Below are 20,903 nucleotides of genomic sequence, written 5' to 3'. Positions count from 1 at the left end.
GTTGGTGTTCGCGGCTCGCGCCGCGGAGGCCCGGGCCTCACGGCATGCCGGTGAGGCCGTCGAGCGACGCGTCGTCCGCCCAGAACGCGTCCCACGACGGGAACCGGCCAGGGAGCGGCGGCTCTCCGGCGCCCTCCCATCCGCTGAAACCGACCGCCTGGGGTCGCTCGGTCACGTCGGCGGCGTACCAGTGCTCCTCCCGCCGGCGGGCGAAGAACCACTCCCCGTCGACGCGCACGTAGTCGTCGAGATAGCGGATCGCCATGACGATCCACCGCTCGCCGACCTCGTGCTCGGCCCGGCAGTAGACCGTGCCTGTCGCGTGGTCCCGGTCGGTGAACTCGACGCGGTGACCGCAGATCTGGTGGACGGACCGGTAGAAGCCGCGCACCAGCGGTTCGATGTGGGCGCGAAGCACCTCGCGGCCCCGCCCTCGGCGACCCATGTCCACGTCCGGCTCGAAGCACCCGGTCCACGCGTCGAGGTCCCGGGAATCGACCGCGATCGCGTACCGGATCGGCAACTGCCCGATGGCCAGATGCGACTCGATCCGGTCGACGCGTTCGCCGAGAGACCCGGCGGGCTGGGACGCCGGGGTGTGTGTCACAGCAGCACCCGGGGGTCGCCACTGCCGCACGCACACGGCTCGGTGACGATCCGGGCCTTGCCCGGCACCACGATCCTTCCCCGCCCCGCCGTCCGCTCCCCGACACCGCGGATCGCGAGCCCGTCGGATTCCTCGCTCAACTGCCATTGTGTGGCGTCGACATGCGCGCCCTGGCGCTGTGCGCACTCCAGAGCCAACGCGGGTCCCAACAGCGCGAAGACACCTGCGGCCACCCCGGCCGCACGCAGTACACGCGCGGCGTCCGGACGGGCCAGGACCACCGGGACATCGCGGAACACGTCGTCGAGCGCGGCGGTGGTGGCCAACCCCTCCACGGTCGCCGCCGACAGTCCGATCACGGCCTTGAGATCCAACTGGCGCTGGAACACCCGGGTCCGGCCGTGGTCCCACCCCATCGCCTCCGCGATGCCGTAGGTCATGCCGATGCGGCGCGACGCGTCGATCAGCGGCCGCAGCCAGGGGCCTTCGAAACCCGAGAAGGTCAGCAGCACGGTGTCGCCCGTGCCCAGGCCCAGGTCCTTCAGGCGATGTTCCGCCCACGCCGCGTCGCGGTCGAGATCGGCCCACGTGATCCGGTGGTCGTCGACGCCCTCGGGCCCCTCGAAAGGAACGATGTACGCGACATCCGGACGGTCCAGCTCACGTGCCGCGGCGAGCGTGTCGGCGCGCATCAGTCCTTCACCACCCTGGGGAACTTGGCAACACTGCGAGCGGTACGCATCAGCTCCTCCTCGGTGTACAGCTCCAGCACCGGGTCGACGCCGGTGCGCTCGCGCAGCGCCGTGGCCAGCCGCGCGTTCAGTTCCGCCAGGTCGGCGGTGATCGCCGGGTCGTAGCCCACGCGCACACGCAGCGTCTCGACCTCCCGCTGCCCGCGGACCAGTTGGAAGACGCCGCCCGACGTCTCGGGGTGGTCCTCGACGGTCTGCCAGATGTCCCGCAGCACCACAGGGCGTCCGCCGACGATGGTCTCGTCGCCGCGCCGCCCCGCGACCCACATTCGCGCGTGCGTACGGCCGCACCCGCACGTCTCCTTGCTGACACGCACGAGGTCCTCGCTGCGGTACCGGATGAGCGGTGCCGCGGCGTTGTCCAGGTCGGTGGCGACCAGTTCGCCGACGTGCCCGGCGCGCACCTCCCCGTTGCCGTCCGGATCGACGCATTCGGCGAAGACGGTGTCCTCCCACAGGTGGAAGCCATCGCGCTCGCGGCACTCCCACGCGGTCCCGGTGTCCGCCGCGCTCGTGTACTCGTGGACCTGCACGCCCCACTCGTCGGTGATCATCGCGCGCATCCGCCGGCTGAGCGGCTGGCCCGCGCACGAGACGCCCTTGACCGACGAGAACGCCTCCTTCAGGTCGCACGTCTCGGACAGGCGCTCCAGTTCGACCACTTGGGCGTACATGAGCTGCATGTAGGCGGGGCGGCACCGGCGCACAGCTTCGACGAAGGACGCCATGTTCCCCAGCCAGCAGTCCGCGGTGACCACCACCGCGCCGAGCGCCTGATAGCCCATGTCCATGAGGTTGCGGAACGTGCCCACCGGGCTCATGACCCGGTCTCCGGGGCGGACACCGATCTCCCACAGGTCCCGAAGTTGAGCGGTCACCAAAGGCGGCGCGTCCCCCCACACCTCGGCGAAGAACTCCGGATCGCCGGTCGTGCCCGAACTGGAGGTGATGGACGTCAGCTGTTCCCGGGGAACGCACAGCATTCCGCCGAAGGAGTCGCCGCGGCGTGCCCGGAATTCCCGGATCATGTCCTTGTCGATGAAGGGAATGCGGGCGCGGAAGTCGTCCAGTGAGCCGATGTCCCGGGGACGCACGCCGTGCGCGTCCCAAAGTTCCCGGTAGAACGGCGAGTTCTCGTAGGCCCGGGGCAGGAGTTCGAGGATGCGACGCTCCTGGTGCGCCTGGATCTCCCGGCGGGGCATCAACTCCACTTCCGGCTCGAAGTATCTCCGGCCAGACATGGCGCCTCCTTGTCGAAGTGGTGACGAGTGGTGTGACGACGATTGGGGGGCAGGGGTGAGGCTGTCGCCGCCGCAGTCGTCACAAGGCACGGACCGCCGGGGACGACGGGGCGGAGCCCGAGCGTCTTTGCGAAGCCCAAGGTAAAACTAAATCAGTTAGATAGTTAAGTCTAGAGGCCGGATTGTTTTCACGGCACTTCGCACGGCGGTGCGGCACAGCCGACCCGCCCGGCGGCGGACCCGCGCGCCCCGGGACCGCGCGCAGGCAGCGTTCGCGACGACGCCACATCACGCGTCCGAACAGCAGGCCTGAATCTCCGGGAACCGGCTCCCTGATATGCTGGATGTGCTAGGACAAATCATTTGCCTGAAACGACATATGCGACGCACGGGGCACCGGGCACCGGGCCCCGGTCGCCTGCGTCGACAGGCAGCCGCCTCTGTGGGGAGCTATCGACCGTGGCCGAGCCAGCCCGATCCGCCAAGCCGATCGCGGACTTGCCCGCACCGGGCCGCGCCCGGGTGGGGCGGCAGGTGCGCGTCCCCAAGACGGCCGAACTCGTCGCGGCCTCCCTGCGGCGCCTGATCATCCGCGGCGAGCTCTCCCCGGGCGACGCGCTGCCATCCGAGTCTTCGCTGATGGAGCAGTTCGGCGTATCCCGCCCGACCCTGCGCGAGGCGTTCCGCGTCCTCGAATCGGAAGCCCTGATCGACGTGCGGCGCGGGGTGCACGGCGGCGCGCGAGTCAACGCCCCCGACCTCGAAGTGGCGGCTCGCTACGCCGGGTTGATCCTCGAATATCGGGACGCCACGCTGGGTGACCTGTACCGCGCCAGCGCCGTCATCGAACCGGCCTGCGCCCGGATGCTCGCCCAGAAGCACACCGCCGCCGACATCCGTCGACTGCGCGCCGCGGTGGAGGCCGAGCAGGCCGCGCTCGACGACCCGATGGCCCTGGTCGACGCGCAGGACGCGTTCCACGCGCTGCTTGTGGAGCTCACCGGCAACCAATCCCTCATCCTTCTCACGGGCATCCTGCGCTACATCGTCGACCGCGCCAACGCCTCGCACGTCGCCACGGACGGCGCCGATCCCGAGCACGCGGCCCAGGCGCGCAAGGGCCACCGCGCCCACGCCAAGCTGGTCGACCTGATCGAGGCCGGCAAGGGAGACGAAGCCCAGAAGCTGTTCCACCGCCACATCACCGCCACCGACGATGTCGTCAACGCCGCCGACGCCAAGACGGTGCTCGACCTGCTCGGCTGATCCACGTGTGACCCGCGCGCACGCTTCCGGGACCGGACGCCCCGGGAACGGCGACGGACACCGCCCGCGCGCACCGACCGACCCGGCATGCGCGACGCGGCCTCCTCGCACGGGAGCATGCTCGCGCGGGGTCACGCCGGCCGCGGGTCCTTGGGGAGCCCGAGGACCTGCTCGCCGATGATGTTCCGCTGAATCTCGCTCGCCCCGCCGTAGATCGTCTCGGCGAGCGAGATCAGGAACGACCGCTGGCGAGTGTCGAGTCCGTACCCGTCTTGGACCAACTGCCCGGCCGCACCGGCGATTTCCATCGCCAGGTGGCCCATGCGCTGGTGGTTCGTCGACGCGTACAGCTTCGCCGTGGTGGCCTGCGCGCCGGGAGTGCGCCCGCCCAGCAGCTCGGCGACCGTACGCAGGTTCGTGGTCCGCATGATGCGCACCGACATCCAGGCGTCCAGGATGCGCCGGCGCAGCATCGGGTCGGTGAGGGCTCCCTGTTCCCGGGCCTGGCGGAGCAACGCGTCCATCTCGCGCTCGAAGGTGAGCTGCAGCGGCAGCAGCGTGGACCCGCGTTCGATGCCCAGGGTGCCCATCGCGGTGCGCCAGCCCTGGCCCACCTCACCCACGACGAGATCCACCGAGGTCCGCGCGTCGGTGAAGAACACCTCGGCGAATTCGTCCTGCCCCGCGAGGCTGCGGATGGGGCGGATCTCCACACCGGGCTGATCGGTGGGGACGAGCAGCATGCTCAGCCCCTTGTGCCGCCGCGATCCGGGTTCGGTCCGGGCGAGCACGTACAGCCAGTGCGCGTGCATGCCGAACGTGGTCCACACCTTCTGCCCGTTGATGACCCACGCGTCGCCGTCGAGTTCGGCACGGGTACGCACGGATGCCAGGTCGGAGCCCGCGCCGGGTTCGCTGAACCCCTGGCCCCACAGCTCCTCGACGGCCAGGATGCGCGGCAGGAACCGCTGTTTCTGGGCCTCGCTGCCCATCGCCACGAGCATGGGGCCGAGCAGGTCCAGGGCGTTGCCGGTCGCCCGGTACGGCGCTCCCGAGCGGGCGTACTCGTATTCGAAGACGATCTCCTCCAGCAAGCCCAGACCGCGCCCGCCGTACTCCTTGGGCCAGCCGATGCCCAGCCAACCGCCTGAGGCCAGCTCACGGTCCCAGGCCAGCCTGATGTCCCATGCCTCGCCGTCGGTGGGACCGCCCACACCGCGGTGTTCGGCGAACTCGCCGACCAGGTGCTCGTCCAGCCAGGTACGTACTTCGTCGCGGAAGTCGGCCACCGCCGATCCGAAGTCCAGCTCCATCGTTTGCGTCGCCTCTCGTGTCGCGTCGTGCACTGCGCGCCGTCCGCTGCCGACTGTCCGCCGGACGGGATCAGAATCCGAGCCCGGCGGCCAACAGCTCCCGGTGGTACGCCGGTGTGCCGAGCAGCACCTCGGAACTCTTGGCGCGCTTGAAGTACAGGTGTGCCGGGTGCTCCCAGGTGAAGCCGATCGCCCCGTGCACCTGGATGTTGCCGCCCGCCACCTCGGTGAAGGTCTCGGAGCAGGAGACCTTGGCGAGCGCCGCCGCGACGCCCAGCTCGGCCGCGTTGCCCGACGCGAGCGCCCACAGGCCGCCGTACGCCGCCGAACGGGCCGACTCGATCGCGGTGAGCATGTCCGCGCACCGGTGCTTGACGCCTTGGAAGGAACCGATCGCCCGGCCGTATTGCACCCTGACCTTGGCGTACTCGACGGCGGCGTCCAGGGCGGCGGAGGCACCGCCGACCTGTTCCGCGGCGAGCAGGATCGCCGCGGTGGCGAGGGTGCCTTCGATCACCGGCCAGGCCGCGCCCTCGCGGCCGATGAGCCGGGCGCGGGCTCCGTCGAAGTCGACGCGCGCTTGCCTGCGGGTCTGGTCCAGGGCCGGCAGCAGTGTGCGCGTGACGCCCCCGGCCCCGGCGCCGGCCCCGGCCTCGGCCTCGGCCTCGGCCTCGACGGCGAACAGACTGATCCCGGTGTCGGTGCGGGCCGCGACGAGCAGCAGGTCGGCGATGTGGCCGTCGGGGACGTATGTCTTCGTTCCGGTGAGAGTCCAGGTGTCGCCGGAGAGGGTGGCGGCCATCCGGACGCCGGCCTCGTCCCAGCGGCCCTCGTCCTCGGTGAGGGCCAGGGTGGCGATGGTGGTGCCGACGCTGATGCCGGGGAGCAGGTCTCGCGCGGCCTGGTCGTCGCCGGCGCGGATCAGGGCTTCGGCGCCCAAGGCCACGGAGGCGAAGTACGGTCCGCACAGGAGTGCCCGGCCGGCCTCCTCGCAGACGATCCCCAACTCGACGTAGCCGAAGCCCGCGCCTCCGTACTCCTCGGGAACGGCCAGGCCCTGAAGGCCCAGCTCCTCACCCATGCGGCGCCAGACGGCGGGGTCGTGGCCGAGGTCGTCGGCGGCGAGGCGGCGCACGTCGGCCTCGGTGGCGTGCCTGGCGAAGAAGGCGCGTACGGTCTTGCGCAGTTCTTCCTGCTCGTCGGTGAAGGTGAGTTCCATGCGTGTCCCTTCGGGACCAACGGGGCGTGATCCCCTGTGCTGACACCGATGTTGGGCTGTGTTGGGCTGTGTTGGGCTGTGTTGGGCTGTGTTGGGCTGAGGCGTGCGGCTCGCGGTCACACCGTGCGGGCGGTCACCGGCCGGTGAATCGCGGTGGGCGCCGCTCCTTGAAGGCCTTCAGCCCTTCCTCGCGGTCCTGGGTGGAGAACAGCACCGACACCGTCTCGCGTTCGTAGGCGATCCCGGCGGCCAGGTCCATTCCCGGTCCGCGGTCGACGAGTTGCTTGCCCGCCGCGAGTGCGCGGGGCGCGCCCGCGGCCAGCAGGCCGGCGAGTTCGCGTGCCGCGGCCAACACGTTGTCGTCGGGGGCGAGTGCGTTGACCAGGCCGACGGCGTGCGCCCGTTCCGCGCCGAGCGGTTCGCCGGTGAGGATCATCTGCTTGGCGATGCCCGGTGGGATGAGGCGCGGCAGGCGCTGCGTCCCCGCCGCTCCGGGAAGGACGCCGAGCTTCATCTCGGGCACTCCCAGCCGGGCGCCTCGTCCTGCCACCCGAAGGTCGCACGCGAGCGACAGTTCGAGCCCGCCCCCGAAGGCGAAACCGTGGATGGCGGCCACGGACGGCTTGGGGAACTCCTGGACCTGGTCGTAGACATCGGTCATCCGGTGGACGAAGGCCCGGAAGTCGTACGGGCCCGTGCAGCGGTCGATCTCGTCGAGGTCGGCGCCGGCGGAGAAGGCCCGGCCGGCCCCGGCGATCACCAGTGCCCGGACCCGGTCGTCGTCGCGCAGCCGGTCGAGTTCGGCCTCCAGCGCGTCCAGTACGGGCGCGCCGATGGCATTGAGCTTGTCCGGCCGGTTGAGGGTGAGCACCGCGACACGGTCGCGTATCTCGCTGGTGAGCGCGGGTGTTGCGGCGGAAGTGGAAGCGTCGGTCACCGGAGTCGCCTCACACCATCGTCAGGCCGCCGCTGACGGACAGCGTCTGGCCGGTCATGTAGGCGGCCTCGTCCGAGGCCAGGAACGCGACCACTCCGGCGATCTCGGCCGGCTCGGCGGGTCGGCGCAGCGGGATCGCGCGGATCGTGGCGTCGTACATCTTCTGGCTGTACTCGGCCACCTGCCCGAGCAGGGCGGTGTCGGTCGGGCCGGGGCACACGGTGTTCACGGTGATGTTGTGGCGTGCCACCTCGCGGGCGAGCGCCTTGCCGAAGGCGATCACGCCGCCCTTGGTGGCGGAGTAGACCACTTCGCCCGAGGAACCCACGCGGCCCGCGTCGGAGGCGATGTGGATGATCGCGCCGCGGTCGCGCTCGATCATCTGGTCGAGGACCGCACGGGTCACGGTGATGGTGCCCTTGAGGTTGACCGTGATGATGCGGTCCCACTCGTCCTCGGTGCTGTCGACGAACCGCTTGATCACGTCGACCGCCGCGTTGTTGACCAGGACGTCGACGGGGCCGAGGTCGCGCGCGACGAGCTCCAGTGCCGAGCGTACGGCGGCGCTGTCGGCGATGTCCGCGGCGACGCCGACCGACCGCACTCCGTGGCGCTCGGACAGCTCGGCGGCGGTCTTGGCCGCCGCGGTGGCGTCGACGTCGCACACGGCCACGGCCGCTCCCTCGGCGGCGAGCGCGCCGGCGATGGCCGCACCGATGCCGCGTCCCGCACCGGTGACCAGTGCCACCCTGCCCCGCAACTTCATGTGTTTCCTCCAGGCGTCAGGTCCCCGATCGGACCATGACCCCACTATACAGTTCAATAATTCATCGAAGATAGCTATCTGCGATGCCCGGCAGGCGCGGCTACGCCTCCGCCACGAAGTACGGCAGGGTGATCTCGTCGGTGTACGCGCGGAAGTCCACACGCACCCGCATGCCGATCACCACGTCCTCCGGTGCGGAGCCGACGACATGGGAGAGCATGGTGGAACCGTCGTCCAGGTCGATCACCGCGAGGGCGAAGGGCGCGTCGAAGCCGGGGCCCGGCGCACGGTGCACCACGGTCACGGAGTAGACCGTGCCCCGCCCGGTGCTGGGACGGTACGTCCACTCTTGCGACATGCAGGCCGGACAAGCGGGTTCGGGGACGAAAAAGCGTTCCCCGCAGGCCGTACAGCACGGGATCAGCAGCTCGCCCCGGCGGGTGCCCTCCCAGAAGGGACGGCTCAGCGAGGTGGGCACGGGCACCGGACGGCTCATCAGTTCCTCCCCAGCACGGACATCTCGTAGTGCTGCGCTCCCGAGCCGGCGTTGCCCACCACGGCGAGCCTCACGTCCGGGATCTGGTGCACGGCGGTTCCGCGCAGCTGCCGTACCGCCTCGACGACCTTGAGCGTCATCTGCTGCGTGCCGTTCCACGCGTAGGACAGGCAGCCCCCGTCCGGGTTCACGGGGTGCTTGCCGTCCAGCGCGATCGCACCGCTCTCCACCAGCGGCCCGCCCTCGCCCTCGGCGCATACGCCCAATGCCTCGAGTTGGCGGATCACCTCGAAGGAGTTCGGGTCGTACAGCGAGAAGACGTCCACATCCTGGGCCGTCACCTCGGCCATGGCGTAGGCGCGGGCGGAGGCGTCCCGCCCGATTTGGCCCACCTGCCGGTACAGCGCCGGGTTGGCGTACGCCGCCTGGTGGTACTCCATGGCACCGCCCAGCACGGCGACGGGTGGGTGCGGCAGGTCCCGCGCGCGCTCGGCCGTGGTGACGACGAACGCCGCGCCGCCCTCGCCGACGATGCAGCAGTCGAGCAGGTGGAACGGCGTGGCGACGAGCCGGGAGGCCAGGACGTCCTCGGGGGTGTACGGGCCCTTGCCGTACATCATCGCCTCGGGGTTGGCCGACCCGTTGTTGCGGATGGTCGCCGCGACCTGGGCGAGCTGACGCGGCGTCGTGCCGTACTTGTGCATGTGCCGGGCGGCGACGAGGGCGAACTGCGCCACGACGTAGGAACCCCACACATCGGTGAACTCCAGCGGTGTGCCGGCCCCCACGGGCGCGTTGTCCGGTCCCCGCGAGACCAGCTTGCAGCCGCCGACGACGACCGTGTCGGCGTATCCGGCGGTGACCGCGGCGGCGGCCTTGAGCAGTCCTCGGGAGCCGGCGTTGTCGAGCATCGAGTCGCTGGTCCAGCGCAGCGGATGCCCGAACAGGCGGGCCCACGAGCTGCCTTCGTCCACCACCCCGCCCGGTCCCGGCCAGTCGAGTTGCGCCCCGTCGATGTCCGCCGTGGTGAGACCGGCGTCCGCCACCGCTCCGCGGACCGCCTCCAAGGCCAGGTCCATGGCCGTGCGGTCGGGAAGCGACAGCGCCTGCTTCGTGGCGTGAATGCCCACGATGACGGCCTGACGTGGCTTCATGCGGCTGCCTTCCGTTGTCCTGGTCCTCTGTGCTGTCGCGCGCGGCTCATCGTCCGGCCCCGAGGGTTTCGCCGCCGGGGTAGCCGCCGCCACCGAAGCGGGTGTCCAACGCCTCGTAGTCCTTGGTGCCGGCCGAGGTACGCGGGAGCGCGTCCACGAACTCCACCGTCTTGGGCTTCTTGTACGAGGCGATGCGCTCGCGGCAGTGCTCGATCAGCTCGTCGGCGCCCGCCTCGCGCCCCCCGTGCAGCACCACGACGGCCTTCACGTCCTGCGCCCAGTGCTCGTTCGGGACCCCGATGACCGCGGCCTCCCGCACCGCGGGGTGTGCCTCCAGGCAGTTCTCGACCTCGGCGGGGAAGATGTTCTCCGCGGCGGACTTGAGCATGCGCGTGGTGGTGCCCAGGAAGCTGAGGGTGCCGTCGGCCTCGCGGCGGCCCAGGTCGGTGGTGTGCCACCAGCCGAAGCGGAAGCGTTCCGCGTTGATCTCGGGCCGGTTCCAGTAGCCCAGGTGGACAAGATCTCCGCGTACGCAGATCTCCCCCGCCTCACCGACCTCGCATTCGCGGCCGTCGCCGTCCAGAATGCGCACCGCGGCGAAGGGGCCGGGTCGGCCGACGTTGCCGGTGCCGCCGCTGCCGCCGAAGCCCCCGGTCACCGGCAGCCCGGTCAGCTCGGTCTGGCCGTAAACCCGGCCGATGCCGCCGCCGTTGCGGCTGAACCTGCTGGTGTCCTCGGCGACCATGCCCTCCCACAGGTGCGGCGCGACCGTTGCCCGCAGCGCGGAAAGGTCGTGCCCCGCGTGCTTGTTCAGCTCGACGAGCTGCATGATCGTGGGCGGCATGAGGTACGCGTGGGTGCAGCGCTCCTCGGCCAGCAGGGGCAGCAGCTCCTCCGCGACGACGCGGCGGACCACGACGTTCTTGCCGCCGTGGAGGAACACGGGCATTCCCCAGACCTGGTAGTTCCCGATGTGGAACATCGGCCCGGCGTTGAGGAAGGACATCGTGTTGTCGATGTCGCCCATCCAGGCGGCGTTCGCGCCCATGGCGATGAGGTTGCGGTGCGAGAGCATCGAGCCGCACTGGTTCCCGGTGATGGCGGCGGTGTAGATCACCATGAGTGCGGAGTCGGGGTCCACGTCGACGCCTGGGTCGTCCGCGGAGCCGGAGGCGAGGAACGACTCGTAGCACTCGCCTGCGTCGGTGTCGTGCCGCAGCCAGAGCGCGGAGCCGCCGTCGCCCAGTTCGGCCCGCGCCTTGGCGATCGTCTCGCCGATCTCCTCCTGTTGCCACACCACGACGCGCGGTTCGAGGTCCCGCACGGCAAACGCCATCTCGGGCGCGGCCCAGCGCCAGTACCCGGGACACACCATCGCACCGATCTTGGCGGCGGCGGCGAGCAGTTCGTAGACGCGGAACGAGTTCTGGCCGAGCCACAGGATGCGGTCGCCCGCCCCCACACCGGCCGCGCTGAGCGCGTTCGCCAAGCGGTTGGACCGGGTGTCGAGCTCGGGCCAGGTCAGCCGTACCCCCGAGTCGACCAGGGAGACACCCTCCGGGTAGGACCGGCGGTGCTCCCGGATGATGTCACCGAAGGTGAAGCGACGGGTCGAGATCACTGACACTCCTTCTGCCATGCGGACGGGCGCCGCCGACCGAGGCGGCACATGCGGGCACGCGGTTCGCTAAATAGGGTAACTATTTTATTGATTTAAGTCATCAGGTCGCGCTGTCTTTTCCGGCGGATCGCCTCCCCGGGAACCGCTTCGGCCCGGGCACGGCACGCCTGGTGTCCGCGTCGCGGGGCAGACACAGCGCCGTGGCCGCGGACAACGCGAACACGCCCGCCTGCACGGCGAAGCACAGCCGGAATCCGCTGTCGTCGAAGACGTGGCCGGGCCCGGATCGCGCGGTGAGCAGCGCGACCATCACGGCGCTGCCCACCGCGCCCCCCACCGTGCGCGCCACCTGGTTGAGGCTCGTCGCACTCCCCGTTTCCCCCGTCGGCACCGCGGTGACGATCAACGCCGCCATCGCGGCGAAGGTGGTCCCGAGCGCGATGCCCACGACGGTCATGCCCAGCGCCAGTTCGGCGAGGTGTCCGTGCCGCAGACCGAGGAGCACGGCCGCGCAGGTCGCCGTCACCGATCCGACCACGAGTGCCGCGCGCGACCCAATACGGCCCCGCGCCCTGGTGAGCAGCGTTTGGGCGATCAACGTCCCGATCGACTGCGGCAGCAGCACAAGGCCGGTGATCGCGGCCCCGGCACCCAGTCCGGCGCCCGTGCCGCGCGGAGTCTGCGCGAGCAGGATGACCAGCATCGACAACCCATACATGCCGAATCCCATGATCATGCCGCACACGTCGGCCACCCAGACCGGGCGCAGCGCGAGGTAGCGCAGGTCGATCAGCGGCCTGCTGACGCGCAGTTCCACACAGCACCAGGCGACCGCCGCCACCACGGCCACCGCCAGCAGCGCCGCCACGCGAGGCGACGTCCAGCCCCAGGCGTCCGCGCGGCTGAGCGCGAGCAGGAGGGCCACCAGCGCCGCGCCGAGGAGGAACGTCCCGGCCGGGTCACGTCCCCCGCGGCCCCGCCCGCGTTCCGCCGGGGGAACCACCAGCATCGCGGCGGCCATCGCCAGCGCCGCAAGTGCGGCCGCGAGCCAGAAGCCGGCGCGATAGTGCACGTGGTCGGTGAGGAGTCCGGTGACCGGGTAACCGATCCCGGCTCCGGTGGCGACCGTCACCGACAGCGCGGCCACCGCGGATCGCAGGCGGTGCGGCGGCAGGTACTCCCGTGCCACCGCGATGGTCAGCGGCATCAGTCCCATGCCCACGCCCATCAAGCCGCGGCCGAGGAGGAGCTGCCAGAAGGGCCCTGCCGTCGCCGCGAGGACGGATCCGGCGGCGACCGCGGCCAGCCCCGCGATCAGGACGGGCTTGCGCAGGCACCCGTCGCCGAGCCGTCCGAGAACGGGGGTGGCCACCGCGCCCGCGAGCAGGGTCGCGGTCAGCACCCATTGCGCGGTCGCGGGAGCGACCCCGTAGTCCCCGGCGATCACCGGGATGAGCAGCGTGCCCAGGGTGCTGACCATGGCGACGACCATGCCCACGAACAGCAGCACGGCGAGCAGCAACGTCGGGCGTGTGCGTTCCCGCGCCGCCGGATCGGGACGCCGGTGGTCACCGGTGGTGGAGGGGCGGGCGGCGTCGCGGCCGACGGGTGGGCGGCTCACCGGGGGTCGGGCAGGTCTTCATCCAGCGGACGGAACTCCTCCTCGCGCCACCACGGGTAGATCTCCGGCATATCCGTGCTGACCCGGCCGGGGAACTTGGGCGGGCGCTTGGCGAGGAAGGACTCGATGCCCTCGGTGGGGTCGGGTCCGCCGCCGATCTGGCTCATGATGCGCGAGTCGAGCCGGTGCGCGGTCATGGGGTGGGGTTCGCCCAGCATCCGCCACATCATCTGGCGGGAGAGGGCGACGGAGACCGGCGCGGTGTTCTCGACGATCTCCCGGGCTATCTCCCGTGCGGCCGGAAGCAGTTCGTCCGGTTCGTGCACCGAGCGAACCAGGCCCGCCGCAAGGGCCTCGTCGGCACCGAAGACCCTGCCGGTGGCCACCCATTCCATCGCCCGCTGCATGCCGACCGCGCGGGGCAGGAACCATCCGGCCGCCGACTCCGGGACGATGCCGCGACGCGCGAAGACAAAGCCGAACTTGGCGGTCGTGGACGCCAGCCGGATGTCCATCGGCAGCGTCATGCTCGCGCCGACGCCCACCGCCGCGCCGTTGATCGCGGCGATGACCGGCTTGGCGCACGCGTACAGGCGCAGTGCCACCCGTCCGCCGGTGTCCCGGTGCCAGGCGCCGGCCTTGCGGTGGTCGAACGACCCGCCGCCGGCGCTGACGTCGGCGCCCGCGCAGAAGCCGCGCCCGGCTCCCGTCACGATGACCACGCGTACCTCGTCGTCGGCGTCGGCACGGTCCAGCACGTCCAGCAGATCGGCCATGACCTGCGGATTGAAGGCGTTGAGCCGGTCAGGGCGGTTGAGGGTGACGGTCAGCACGCGGTCGGTGAGGTCGGTCAGCACCGTCTCATGGCGCTTGTCGAAGTCCTGCTCAGCCATGGAGTTCCTTCCCGACGAGGGAGACGAAGGACACGCAGTCGCCCGGTCCGCCGCCGAGGTTGTGGGTGAGGGCGAGTTTGCGGCCTTCCGCGAGGGAGGAGATGCGCCGCTCGGGCGGGGCCTCGCCGCGCAGTTGGAGCCAGGCCTCGAACATCATCCGCAGCCCCGACGCGCCGATCGGATGCCCGAACGCCTTCAAACCCCCGTCGGGGTTCACCGGCAGTTCGCCGTCCAGGTCGAACACCCCCGCCTGAACGTCCTTCCACGCCTCACCGCGCCGGGAGAACCCCAGGTCCTCCATCAGCACCAGCTCCGTCGGGGTGAAGCAGTCGTGCACCTCCGCCATCGCGATCTCCGCACGCGGATCCGTCACCCCCGCCTGCCGATACGCGTCCTCCGCCGACGCGACGACCTCGGGGAACGTCGTGAAGTCGTAGTCGGGGTGGGCCAGTCCCCGGGCCGGTCCCGCGACGAAGGAGAGAGCTTTGACGAAGATCGGCCGGTCGGTGTACCGGTACGCGTCCTCGGCACGCACGACCACCGCCGCCGCCGAACCGTCCGACACCCCCGAGCAGTCGAACACCCCCAGCATCCCCGCCACCACAGGAGCCGCCTTGATCCGCTCGACCGGCACCTCCCTGCGGAACTGCGCCCGCGAATTCCGCGCACCATTCACATGGTTCTTCCACGCGATCCGCGCCAACACATCCTTCAGCTCGTCCCGATCCACCCCATACCGCTCCGCATACGCCGGAGCCAACAAGCTGAAGTTCGCCGGAGGACTGGTCTCGCCGCGTCCGTCGTCGCCCGCCCCCGGCACAAGGGTGCTGGACAGCCCCGAGAAGCCGGAGTCCTTCAGCTTCTCGACACCGACCGCCATCGCCACGTCATAGGCACCCGAGGCCACCGCGTAACACGCGTTGCGCAGCGACTCCGAGCCCGTCGCGCACATGTTCTCCAGCCGGGTGACCGGCTTGTACGGCAGGCGCAGTGGCCTGCTGAGGGTCAGGCCCGAGCCGCCCGACCCCTGCGTGCCGAGCCAGAAGGCGTCCACGTCGTCGAGTGCGATCCCGGCGGAGGCGACGGCCGCCGTGGTGGACTCGACCAGCAGGTCGTCCACCGACTTGTCCCAATGCTCACCGAACCGCGTGCACCCCATGCCGACGATGGCCACGCGGTCGCGAATCCCGTGTGATCCCATGTTGTTCCCTCCCGACGGGTCAGGCCTGGTCCGGTACGGCGGTGCGTACCGGCCGCGCCTTCCAGAAGTAGTTGTGGACGCCGTTGGCGGTGAGTGTGCGGCGGAACGTCATCTCCACCCGGGTGCCGACCGCGGTGTCCGCCTCGTGCGCGTCGGTCAGTTGGCAGCGCAGCCGGCCGCCGCCGTCGAAGTCCACGACAACCACGAGCATGGGCGGACTGGGGGTGAAGGCCAGCCGGTCGACGGTGGAGTTGGCCACCGTGCCCTGGACGTTCGCGACCGGCTCGTCGGTCGTGGCGTCGACGCTCCGGCAGGCCACGCAGACCCGACCGGGCGGCATCTGGCGCGTGCCGCAGGCGGTGCAGCGGGATGCGACCAGGGCGTACTTCCAGCCGATGCGCCGGTGCGAGGGCGGCGCGTACGGCGGTTCGGGGTCGGGGCGGCGGGGCGGCTCGCGGTCCAGCAGCCCCCGCCAGGTCAGGTAGGTGGCGTACTTCAGGGCGGGGCCGTGTGCGGCGATCTGTGCCGCGACGGGGCGTGGTGGACGACGGGCGGGCAGGGCCTCGGTAGCGCGCAGCACCAAGACGGCCGCCCCGTCCCCCAGAACCACCAGGGCGATGGTCTCGCCGGGGCGGCATCGGTCGAGGACGTCGGCGAGCAGAATTCCGGGCTGGGCCGTGCCGGCGTTGCCGATCTTGTCCGCGAGATCGGGGACGACGGCCTCCGGTCGGACGCCCGCGGCCTTGCCGACGGCGCGGCAGGCGCGCCCGTGCAGGCCCGCGACGACGAGGTGGTCGATCCGGTCGGCGGTAAGGCCGGTCGATTCGAGGGCGCCGGCCAGAGCCTCGGTCGCGGCGGGTACGTACACCTCCTCGCCGAAGCGCTCTTCCCATACCCGGGACGCGTTGGCCCCCGGCAGCCGCCATCGGTCGAGGACTTCGTCGCTGATGGTGTCCTGGGCCAGGACTTCGGCGAGTACCGGAGTGTCCTCGTGATGCGCGCCGAAGACGAACGCCGCCGCGCCGTCGCCGCCGTCACGCTCGTCCGCCCCGCCCGGCAATCCGGTGCGGATGTCCGACAGCACCGCCAAGGTGGGTCCGGCGGCACGGGCAGCGGTGATCAGGGCCCCGGCGCCGGAGCGCACCGAGCCGACCATGTCGACGGCGAGCACGTGCGGGTCGAGCGCGAGCGCGGCGTGCACGGCGGTCGCGTTGGTCTTGTCCAGGTAGGCCGGGGTGGCGGTGGCCAGGTAGAGCTGGTCGACGCGCTCGCGTATCGCCGGGGCGTCCACCGCGATGCGGGCGGCCTCCACGCCCATGGAGGTACTGTCCTCGTCGTAGGACGCGACCGTACGTGCGCCCTTGCCGCCGCCTGTACCCAACGCCGCCGAGATATCCGCGCGTTCCAGCCGGTGATACGGCAGGTACGCGCCGTAGGCGATGATCCCAGCCATCCACACTCCTCCGCGACAGTCCGGGGCCGGTCGCACTGTGCCGACCAGACCTTATATTCCGTTAGACCATTAAACTATGATGCCTTTTCTATGGGCAACCAACCCCTCCCGGAGGCACCGATGTACGACCTGTCCTCGGAACTGGTGGTGAGCGCGCACGGGTCGACCCGGCTGGTCGAGCTCAACCGCCCCGAGCAGCTCAACTCCACGAGCGAGAGCCTCCACACGGCGCTCGCCGAGGTATGGGACCGCGTCGCCGCCGACCACGACGCCCGCGCCGTCGTGCTCACCGGGCGCGGCCGGGCCTTCAGCGCCGGCGGGAACTTCGAGGTCATGACCCGGGTGCAGCGCGATCCGGCGTTCCGGCACCAGAACGTGGTCGAGGCCCGCCGCATCATGACCGGCATGGTGCGCTGCCCGGTGCCGGTCATCGCCGCGGTCAACGGCCCCGCCGTGGGCCTCGGATGCAGCCTGGCGCTGCTGAGCGACCTCATCCTGATCGCCGAGGGCGCCTACCTCGCCGACCCGCACCTCCAGGTGGGACTGGTCCCCGGCGACGGCGGCCCGCTCATCCTGCCCCTGATCATCGGGCCGGCCAAGGCCAAGGAGATGCTGTTCCTCGGACAGCGGGTGGGCGCCGAGGACGCCGTCCGGCTCGGCCTGGCCAACACCGTGGTGCCCCGCGACAAGCTGCTGGACGAGGCGTTCGACCTCGTCGACCGCCTCGCAAAGCTGCCCGTGCAGGCACTGCGTGACACCAAGCGCGCGGTGAACCTCCACCTGGAGCAAGCCATGGCGAACGTCATGGAGGTCGCGCTGACCGCCGAACGGGAGAGTATGCACTCCCCCGAGCACATCGCGATCGTCGAGAAGATCATCGCGGACCGCTGACCCTTGTGTCGGCGGACCTTCGCGGAGAAACGGAGCAAGGAGATGGACTTCGCGTTCGACGACGCCCAAGAGGAACTACGGCGCACCGTACGCGCCTTCCTCGGCGAGGTGTCGCCGGAGACCGAGGTGCGGCGCACCATGGCCACCGAGGACGGGTTCGACCGCGCGCTGTGGCGGCGGATGGGAAGGGAAACAGAGCTTCAGGGCTTGGCGGTTCCCGAGCAGTACGGCGGAGCGGGCGCCGGTCTCGTCGAGGTCGGACTCGTACTGGAGGAAATGGGCCGCGCGCTCGTGTGCACACCCTTCCTCGCCTCGGCGGTGCTCGCGACGACGACTCTCCTGCTCTCCGACGACGAGGACGCCCGTACCCGACGGCTTCCCGGCCTCGCGGGCGGTGAACTCGTCGGGACGCTGGCCCTCACCGAGGGCTCGGCGCGCTGGGACCCCGAAGGCGTGACCCTGACGGCCCGTCCGCACGGCGACGCCTGGGCCCTCACCGGGCACAAGACCTTCGTCCTGGACGGCGCGACCGCGGACGTGGTGCTGACGGTGGCCCGCACGGCGGAGGGCATCGGCGTGTTCGAGGTGGACGGCGACGCCCCCGGCCTGACGCGCACCCCGCTCCCGACCATGGACCAGACGCGGCGGCAGGCCCGGCTGGAGTACGCCGACGTTCCCGCGCGGCGGCTGCGCGTCCGAGGTGACGCCTGGGACCTCGTGACGGCCGTGTTGGACCGGGCGGCGGCGGCATTGGCGGCGGAGCAAGTCGGTGTGGCCGAACGGGCGTTGGAGATGGCGGTCGACTACGCCAAGGTGCGCCGCCAATTCGGCCGCACGATCGGCTCGTTCCAGGCCGTCAAGCATCTCTTGGCGGACGTGTTGGTGGAAGTGGAGTCGGCCCGCGCGGCGGCGTACTACGCCCTGCTTGCCGCGGACCGCGACAGTGCGGAGCTGCCCGCTGTCGCGAGCCTGGCCAAGGCCTTCTGCTCGGACGCGTGCGTCAAGGCCACCGAGGAGAACATCCAGGTCCACGGCGGGATCGGGTTCACCTGGGAGCACCCGGCACACCTGTACTTCAAGCGGGCGAAGACCTCGCAGATCCTGCTCGGCGACTCCGCCTACCATCGCGCACTCCTCGCGCGGCGCATCGGCGTGTGACGGACGGCGTGTGACGGACGGAGCAACACGTCGGCCCGTTTCCGCGGGCGGGAGCGTCCTGCGGAAACGGGCCGACGTGTCGTGTGCTCAGCCGAGAAGGTCGAGCACGGTCGCCATCGAGTTGTCACGCAGGAGGTACTTCTCGGCCTCCTGCAAGTGGTAGCGCCACAGCGCCTCGGCCGCCTCGTGCTCACCGGCGGCGACCAACTCGACCAGCTTCACATGCGCCTTGAAGCCGTGGTGGTTCGCCTCGATGTTCTCCGGGGTCCCCGCGTCCAGGTCGACGTGCGACCAGTTGGCCTTGTCGATGATGTGCCGGACCATCCCGTTGAGCACCCGCATGGTCTCGTTCCCGGACAGGTCCACGACCAGCGCGTGGAACTCCATGTGGGCGCGGATGAAAGCCGAAGGATCGTCCATCAGGCTCTCCGCGTGGCCCACCGCGGCCCGCAGCCGGGCGATGTCGTCGTCGGTGGCACGCTGCGCGAGCAGGCCGGCGCAGGGCGCCTCGATGAGGGTGCGCGCGTCGTACAGGTCCCGCAGCGTCGTACCGCGGTACTCCAGCACCAGACCCGCGTACCGGGCCGCGACCTCCCCCTCGGGGACCTGGACGCGGGCACCCCCGCGCGCGCCGCGCCGGATGCTGATGAGCGCCTCCGACTCCAGCACCCGGAACGCCTCACGCAGCGTCGGCCGGGAGACCGCGAACTCCTCCATCAGCGTTGTCTCGGCCGGGAGGGACTGTCCTCCGGCCAGTTCGCCGCGCACGATCTTGCGACGAAGCTGCGCTGCCACCAGTTCCGCCATCTTGGGTACGCGGACGTGTGCGCCCAAAGTCCCGTGGGTCGGTACGTCCGCAGTGTTGTCCACCACCTGTCCACCTCCCCTACCGGCCCGCGGGGAACGCGGGCGATCACGCCGAGACACCGACACCCGGCAACCGGAATGCAGGACAACTATTTCACTGGATCAGCTAATAGAGACTATCCATCTTTTGCGTGGAGCAGGTGGCAAGCGCGGCGTCGGACGCCGTGAGCGACGCCACAGCGGTCCGACGGGGAACGCCGCACGGGCTTCCCGACCGATCAGGAGACCCGCTCGAACACCGCGCTCAGCCCCTGTCCTCCGCCCAGGCACATCGTCTCCAGGCCGTACCGCACCTCACGACGGTCCATCTCCCGCAGCAGTGTCGCCAGGATCCTTCCGCCGGTCGCCCCGACGGGATGCCCCAGCGAGATGCCCGAACCGTTGACGTTGAAGCGCTCGAAGTCGGCCGCGGTGAAACCCCATTCCCGGGTGCAGGCCAGCACCTGGGCCGCGAACGCCTCGTTCAGCTCGACGAGGTCCATGTCCGCGAGCTTCAGACCGGCCCGGGACAACGCCCGTTCGGTCGCCGGAACCGGTCCGATGCCCATGGTCCGGGGAGGCACCCCCACGACCGCCCAGGACACCAGCCGGCCCAGCGGTCGCAGCCCCAGTTCGGCCGCCCGCTCCGGATACGTGACGATGCAGGCCGCCGCGCCGTCGTTCTGTCCGCTGGCGTTGCCCGCGGTGACCGTCGCCTCCGGGTCCTGGGCGCCGAGCACCGGCCGCAGACGAGCCAGCTTCTCCGCGGTCGAATCCGCCCTCGGGTGCTCGTCGGTGTCGACGACGACCTCGCCCTTGCGGGTGCGTACGGTCACCGGCACGATCTCGTCCGCGAACCGGCCGGACCGCTGCGCGGCGACGGCCTTCTCGTGCGACCGCAGCGCGAGTTCGTCCTGCTCCGCGCGGGGAATCGCGTACTCGCGACGCAGGTTCTCCGCGGTCTCCAGCATGCCGCCGGGCACGGGGTGGTTGACCCCGCCCGCCGTGACTCGCCCGCGGGCCAGGCGGTCGTGCAGCATGGTGCCGTTGCCGCGCACTCCCCACCGTGCGTCGGTGGTGTAGAACTCGGCCTGGCTCATCGACTCCGCGCCGCCCGCGACGACAAGGTCGCTCGCCCCGGTCTGCACCTGCATCGCGGCGTTGATCACCGCCTGCAGACCGGAACCGCACCGGCGGTCGAGCTGGATTCCGGGCACCTCGACGGGCAGGCCGGCGTCGAGTGCCGCGACTCGGCCAATCGCGGGTGCTTCCCCGTTGGGGTAGCACTGGCCGAGCATGACGTCGTCGACGGCGTGCGCGGGCACCCCGGTGCGCTCCAGCAGGGCCCGGATCACGGTGGCCGCCAACTGGGTCGCGGACACCTCACGGAAGGCCCCGCCGTAGCCACCGACCGGTGTGCGCAGCGGTTCGCATATCACGGCATCGCGCAGCTGGGCGGCCATGTTCC

Annotated in this window: 19 protein-coding genes; 3 read left to right on the top strand and 16 right to left on the bottom strand. The window is 70.9% G+C overall.

Features of this window, described 5'->3' with window-relative positions; translation table 11 throughout:
* Window positions 1-37: 37 nt before the first annotated feature.
* From LO772_RS31285 to LO772_RS31275, 3 genes are read right to left on the bottom strand one after another with little or no spacing between them, the layout of a single operon-like run.
* Window positions 38-607, bottom strand: coding sequence for a nuclear transport factor 2 family protein (locus LO772_RS31285; RefSeq protein WP_231775392.1), 570 nt, complete (start codon window positions 605-607; stop codon window positions 38-40).
* Window positions 604-1,299 (bottom strand): hypothetical protein, encoded by a 696-nt coding sequence (locus LO772_RS31280; RefSeq protein WP_231775391.1) that lies wholly within the window; start codon window positions 1,297-1,299, stop codon window positions 604-606. The genes LO772_RS31285 and LO772_RS31280 overlap by 4 nt, the downstream gene beginning before the upstream one ends.
* On the bottom strand, window positions 1,299-2,600 hold the full coding sequence (locus LO772_RS31275; RefSeq protein ID WP_231775390.1) for a phenylacetate--CoA ligase family protein: 1,302 nt from the start codon (window positions 2,598-2,600) through the stop codon (window positions 1,299-1,301). The genes LO772_RS31280 and LO772_RS31275 overlap by 1 nt, the downstream gene beginning before the upstream one ends.
* 459 nt (window positions 2,601-3,059) lie before the next feature.
* Here LO772_RS31275 and LO772_RS31270 point away from each other — a divergent pair, with 459 nt between their 5' ends.
* On the top strand, window positions 3,060-3,866 hold the full coding sequence (locus LO772_RS31270; protein WP_231775389.1) for a FadR/GntR family transcriptional regulator: 807 nt from the start codon (window positions 3,060-3,062) through the stop codon (window positions 3,864-3,866).
* A gap of 131 nt (window positions 3,867-3,997) precedes the next feature.
* On the opposite strand, the gene LO772_RS31265 is transcribed toward LO772_RS31270, so the two are convergent.
* From LO772_RS31265 to LO772_RS31215, 11 genes are all read right to left on the bottom strand, one after another.
* Entirely contained in the window at window positions 3,998-5,179 is a 1,182-nt protein-coding gene (locus LO772_RS31265; protein ID WP_231775388.1) for an acyl-CoA dehydrogenase family protein, read from the bottom strand.
* Window positions 5,180-5,249: 70 nt separating this feature from the next.
* Window positions 5,250-6,398 (bottom strand): acyl-CoA dehydrogenase family protein, encoded by a 1,149-nt coding sequence (locus LO772_RS31260; protein ID WP_231775387.1) that lies wholly within the window; start codon window positions 6,396-6,398, stop codon window positions 5,250-5,252.
* A gap of 133 nt (window positions 6,399-6,531) precedes the next feature.
* Window positions 6,532-7,335, bottom strand: a complete 804-nt coding sequence (locus LO772_RS31255) for an enoyl-CoA hydratase/isomerase family protein (protein ID WP_231775386.1) — start codon at window positions 7,333-7,335, stop codon at window positions 6,532-6,534.
* A 10-nt stretch (window positions 7,336-7,345) separates the two neighbouring features.
* A complete protein-coding gene (locus tag LO772_RS31250; protein WP_231775385.1) occupies window positions 7,346-8,101 on the bottom strand; it encodes an SDR family NAD(P)-dependent oxidoreductase in 756 nt (251 codons plus the stop codon).
* 100 nt (window positions 8,102-8,201) lie between these two features.
* The gene (locus LO772_RS31245; protein ID WP_231775384.1) at window positions 8,202-8,597 is read right to left on the bottom strand and encodes a Zn-ribbon domain-containing OB-fold protein; all 396 of its coding nucleotides are present in this window, start codon (window positions 8,595-8,597) and stop codon (window positions 8,202-8,204) included.
* On the bottom strand, window positions 8,597-9,751 hold the full coding sequence (locus LO772_RS31240) for a thiolase family protein (protein ID WP_231775383.1): 1,155 nt from the start codon (window positions 9,749-9,751) through the stop codon (window positions 8,597-8,599). The genes LO772_RS31245 and LO772_RS31240 overlap by 1 nt, the downstream gene beginning before the upstream one ends.
* Window positions 9,752-9,797: 46 nt before the next feature.
* The gene (locus LO772_RS31235; RefSeq protein WP_231775382.1) at window positions 9,798-11,372 is read right to left on the bottom strand and encodes an AMP-binding protein; all 1,575 of its coding nucleotides are present in this window, start codon (window positions 11,370-11,372) and stop codon (window positions 9,798-9,800) included.
* Between the two features lie 100 nt (window positions 11,373-11,472).
* A complete protein-coding gene (locus LO772_RS31230) occupies window positions 11,473-12,993 on the bottom strand; it encodes an MFS transporter (RefSeq protein WP_231775381.1) in 1,521 nt (506 codons plus the stop codon).
* The gene (locus tag LO772_RS31225) at window positions 12,990-13,886 is read right to left on the bottom strand and encodes a crotonase/enoyl-CoA hydratase family protein (protein WP_231775380.1); all 897 of its coding nucleotides are present in this window, start codon (window positions 13,884-13,886) and stop codon (window positions 12,990-12,992) included. The genes LO772_RS31230 and LO772_RS31225 overlap by 4 nt, the downstream gene beginning before the upstream one ends.
* Window positions 13,879-15,087 (bottom strand): acetyl-CoA acetyltransferase, encoded by a 1,209-nt coding sequence (locus LO772_RS31220; protein WP_231775379.1) that lies wholly within the window; start codon window positions 15,085-15,087, stop codon window positions 13,879-13,881. The genes LO772_RS31225 and LO772_RS31220 overlap by 8 nt, the downstream gene beginning before the upstream one ends.
* 19 nt (window positions 15,088-15,106) lie before the next feature.
* Window positions 15,107-16,540 (bottom strand): OB-fold domain-containing protein, encoded by a 1,434-nt coding sequence (locus tag LO772_RS31215; RefSeq protein WP_231775378.1) that lies wholly within the window; start codon window positions 16,538-16,540, stop codon window positions 15,107-15,109.
* 90 nt (window positions 16,541-16,630) lie between these two features.
* Here LO772_RS31215 and LO772_RS31210 point away from each other — a divergent pair, with 90 nt between their 5' ends.
* Both LO772_RS31210 and LO772_RS31205 read left to right on the top strand, forming a co-directional pair.
* A complete protein-coding gene (locus LO772_RS31210; protein ID WP_231775377.1) occupies window positions 16,631-17,431 on the top strand; it encodes an enoyl-CoA hydratase/isomerase family protein in 801 nt (266 codons plus the stop codon).
* Window positions 17,432-17,473: 42 nt separating this feature from the next.
* Complete coding sequence (locus LO772_RS31205) at window positions 17,474-18,589, top strand: acyl-CoA dehydrogenase family protein (RefSeq protein ID WP_231775376.1); 1,116 nt, start codon at window positions 17,474-17,476, stop codon at window positions 18,587-18,589.
* Window positions 18,590-18,676: 87 nt separating this feature from the next.
* On the opposite strand, the gene LO772_RS31200 is transcribed toward LO772_RS31205, so the two are convergent.
* Both LO772_RS31200 and LO772_RS31195 read right to left on the bottom strand, forming a co-directional pair.
* A complete protein-coding gene (locus tag LO772_RS31200) occupies window positions 18,677-19,462 on the bottom strand; it encodes a FadR/GntR family transcriptional regulator (RefSeq protein ID WP_231775375.1) in 786 nt (261 codons plus the stop codon).
* Between the two features lie 212 nt (window positions 19,463-19,674).
* Complete coding sequence (locus LO772_RS31195; protein ID WP_231775374.1) at window positions 19,675-20,898, bottom strand: acetyl-CoA C-acetyltransferase; 1,224 nt, start codon at window positions 20,896-20,898, stop codon at window positions 19,675-19,677.
* Window positions 20,899-20,903 lie beyond the last annotated feature (5 nt).

Origin of the sequence: Yinghuangia sp. ASG 101, from assembly GCF_021165735.1 — a bacterium.
Classification (GTDB): domain Bacteria; phylum Actinomycetota; class Actinomycetes; order Streptomycetales; family Streptomycetaceae; genus Yinghuangia.
Note: the sequence above shows the minus strand (reverse complement) of the source record. Positions and strands in the feature narration are given on the sequence as shown.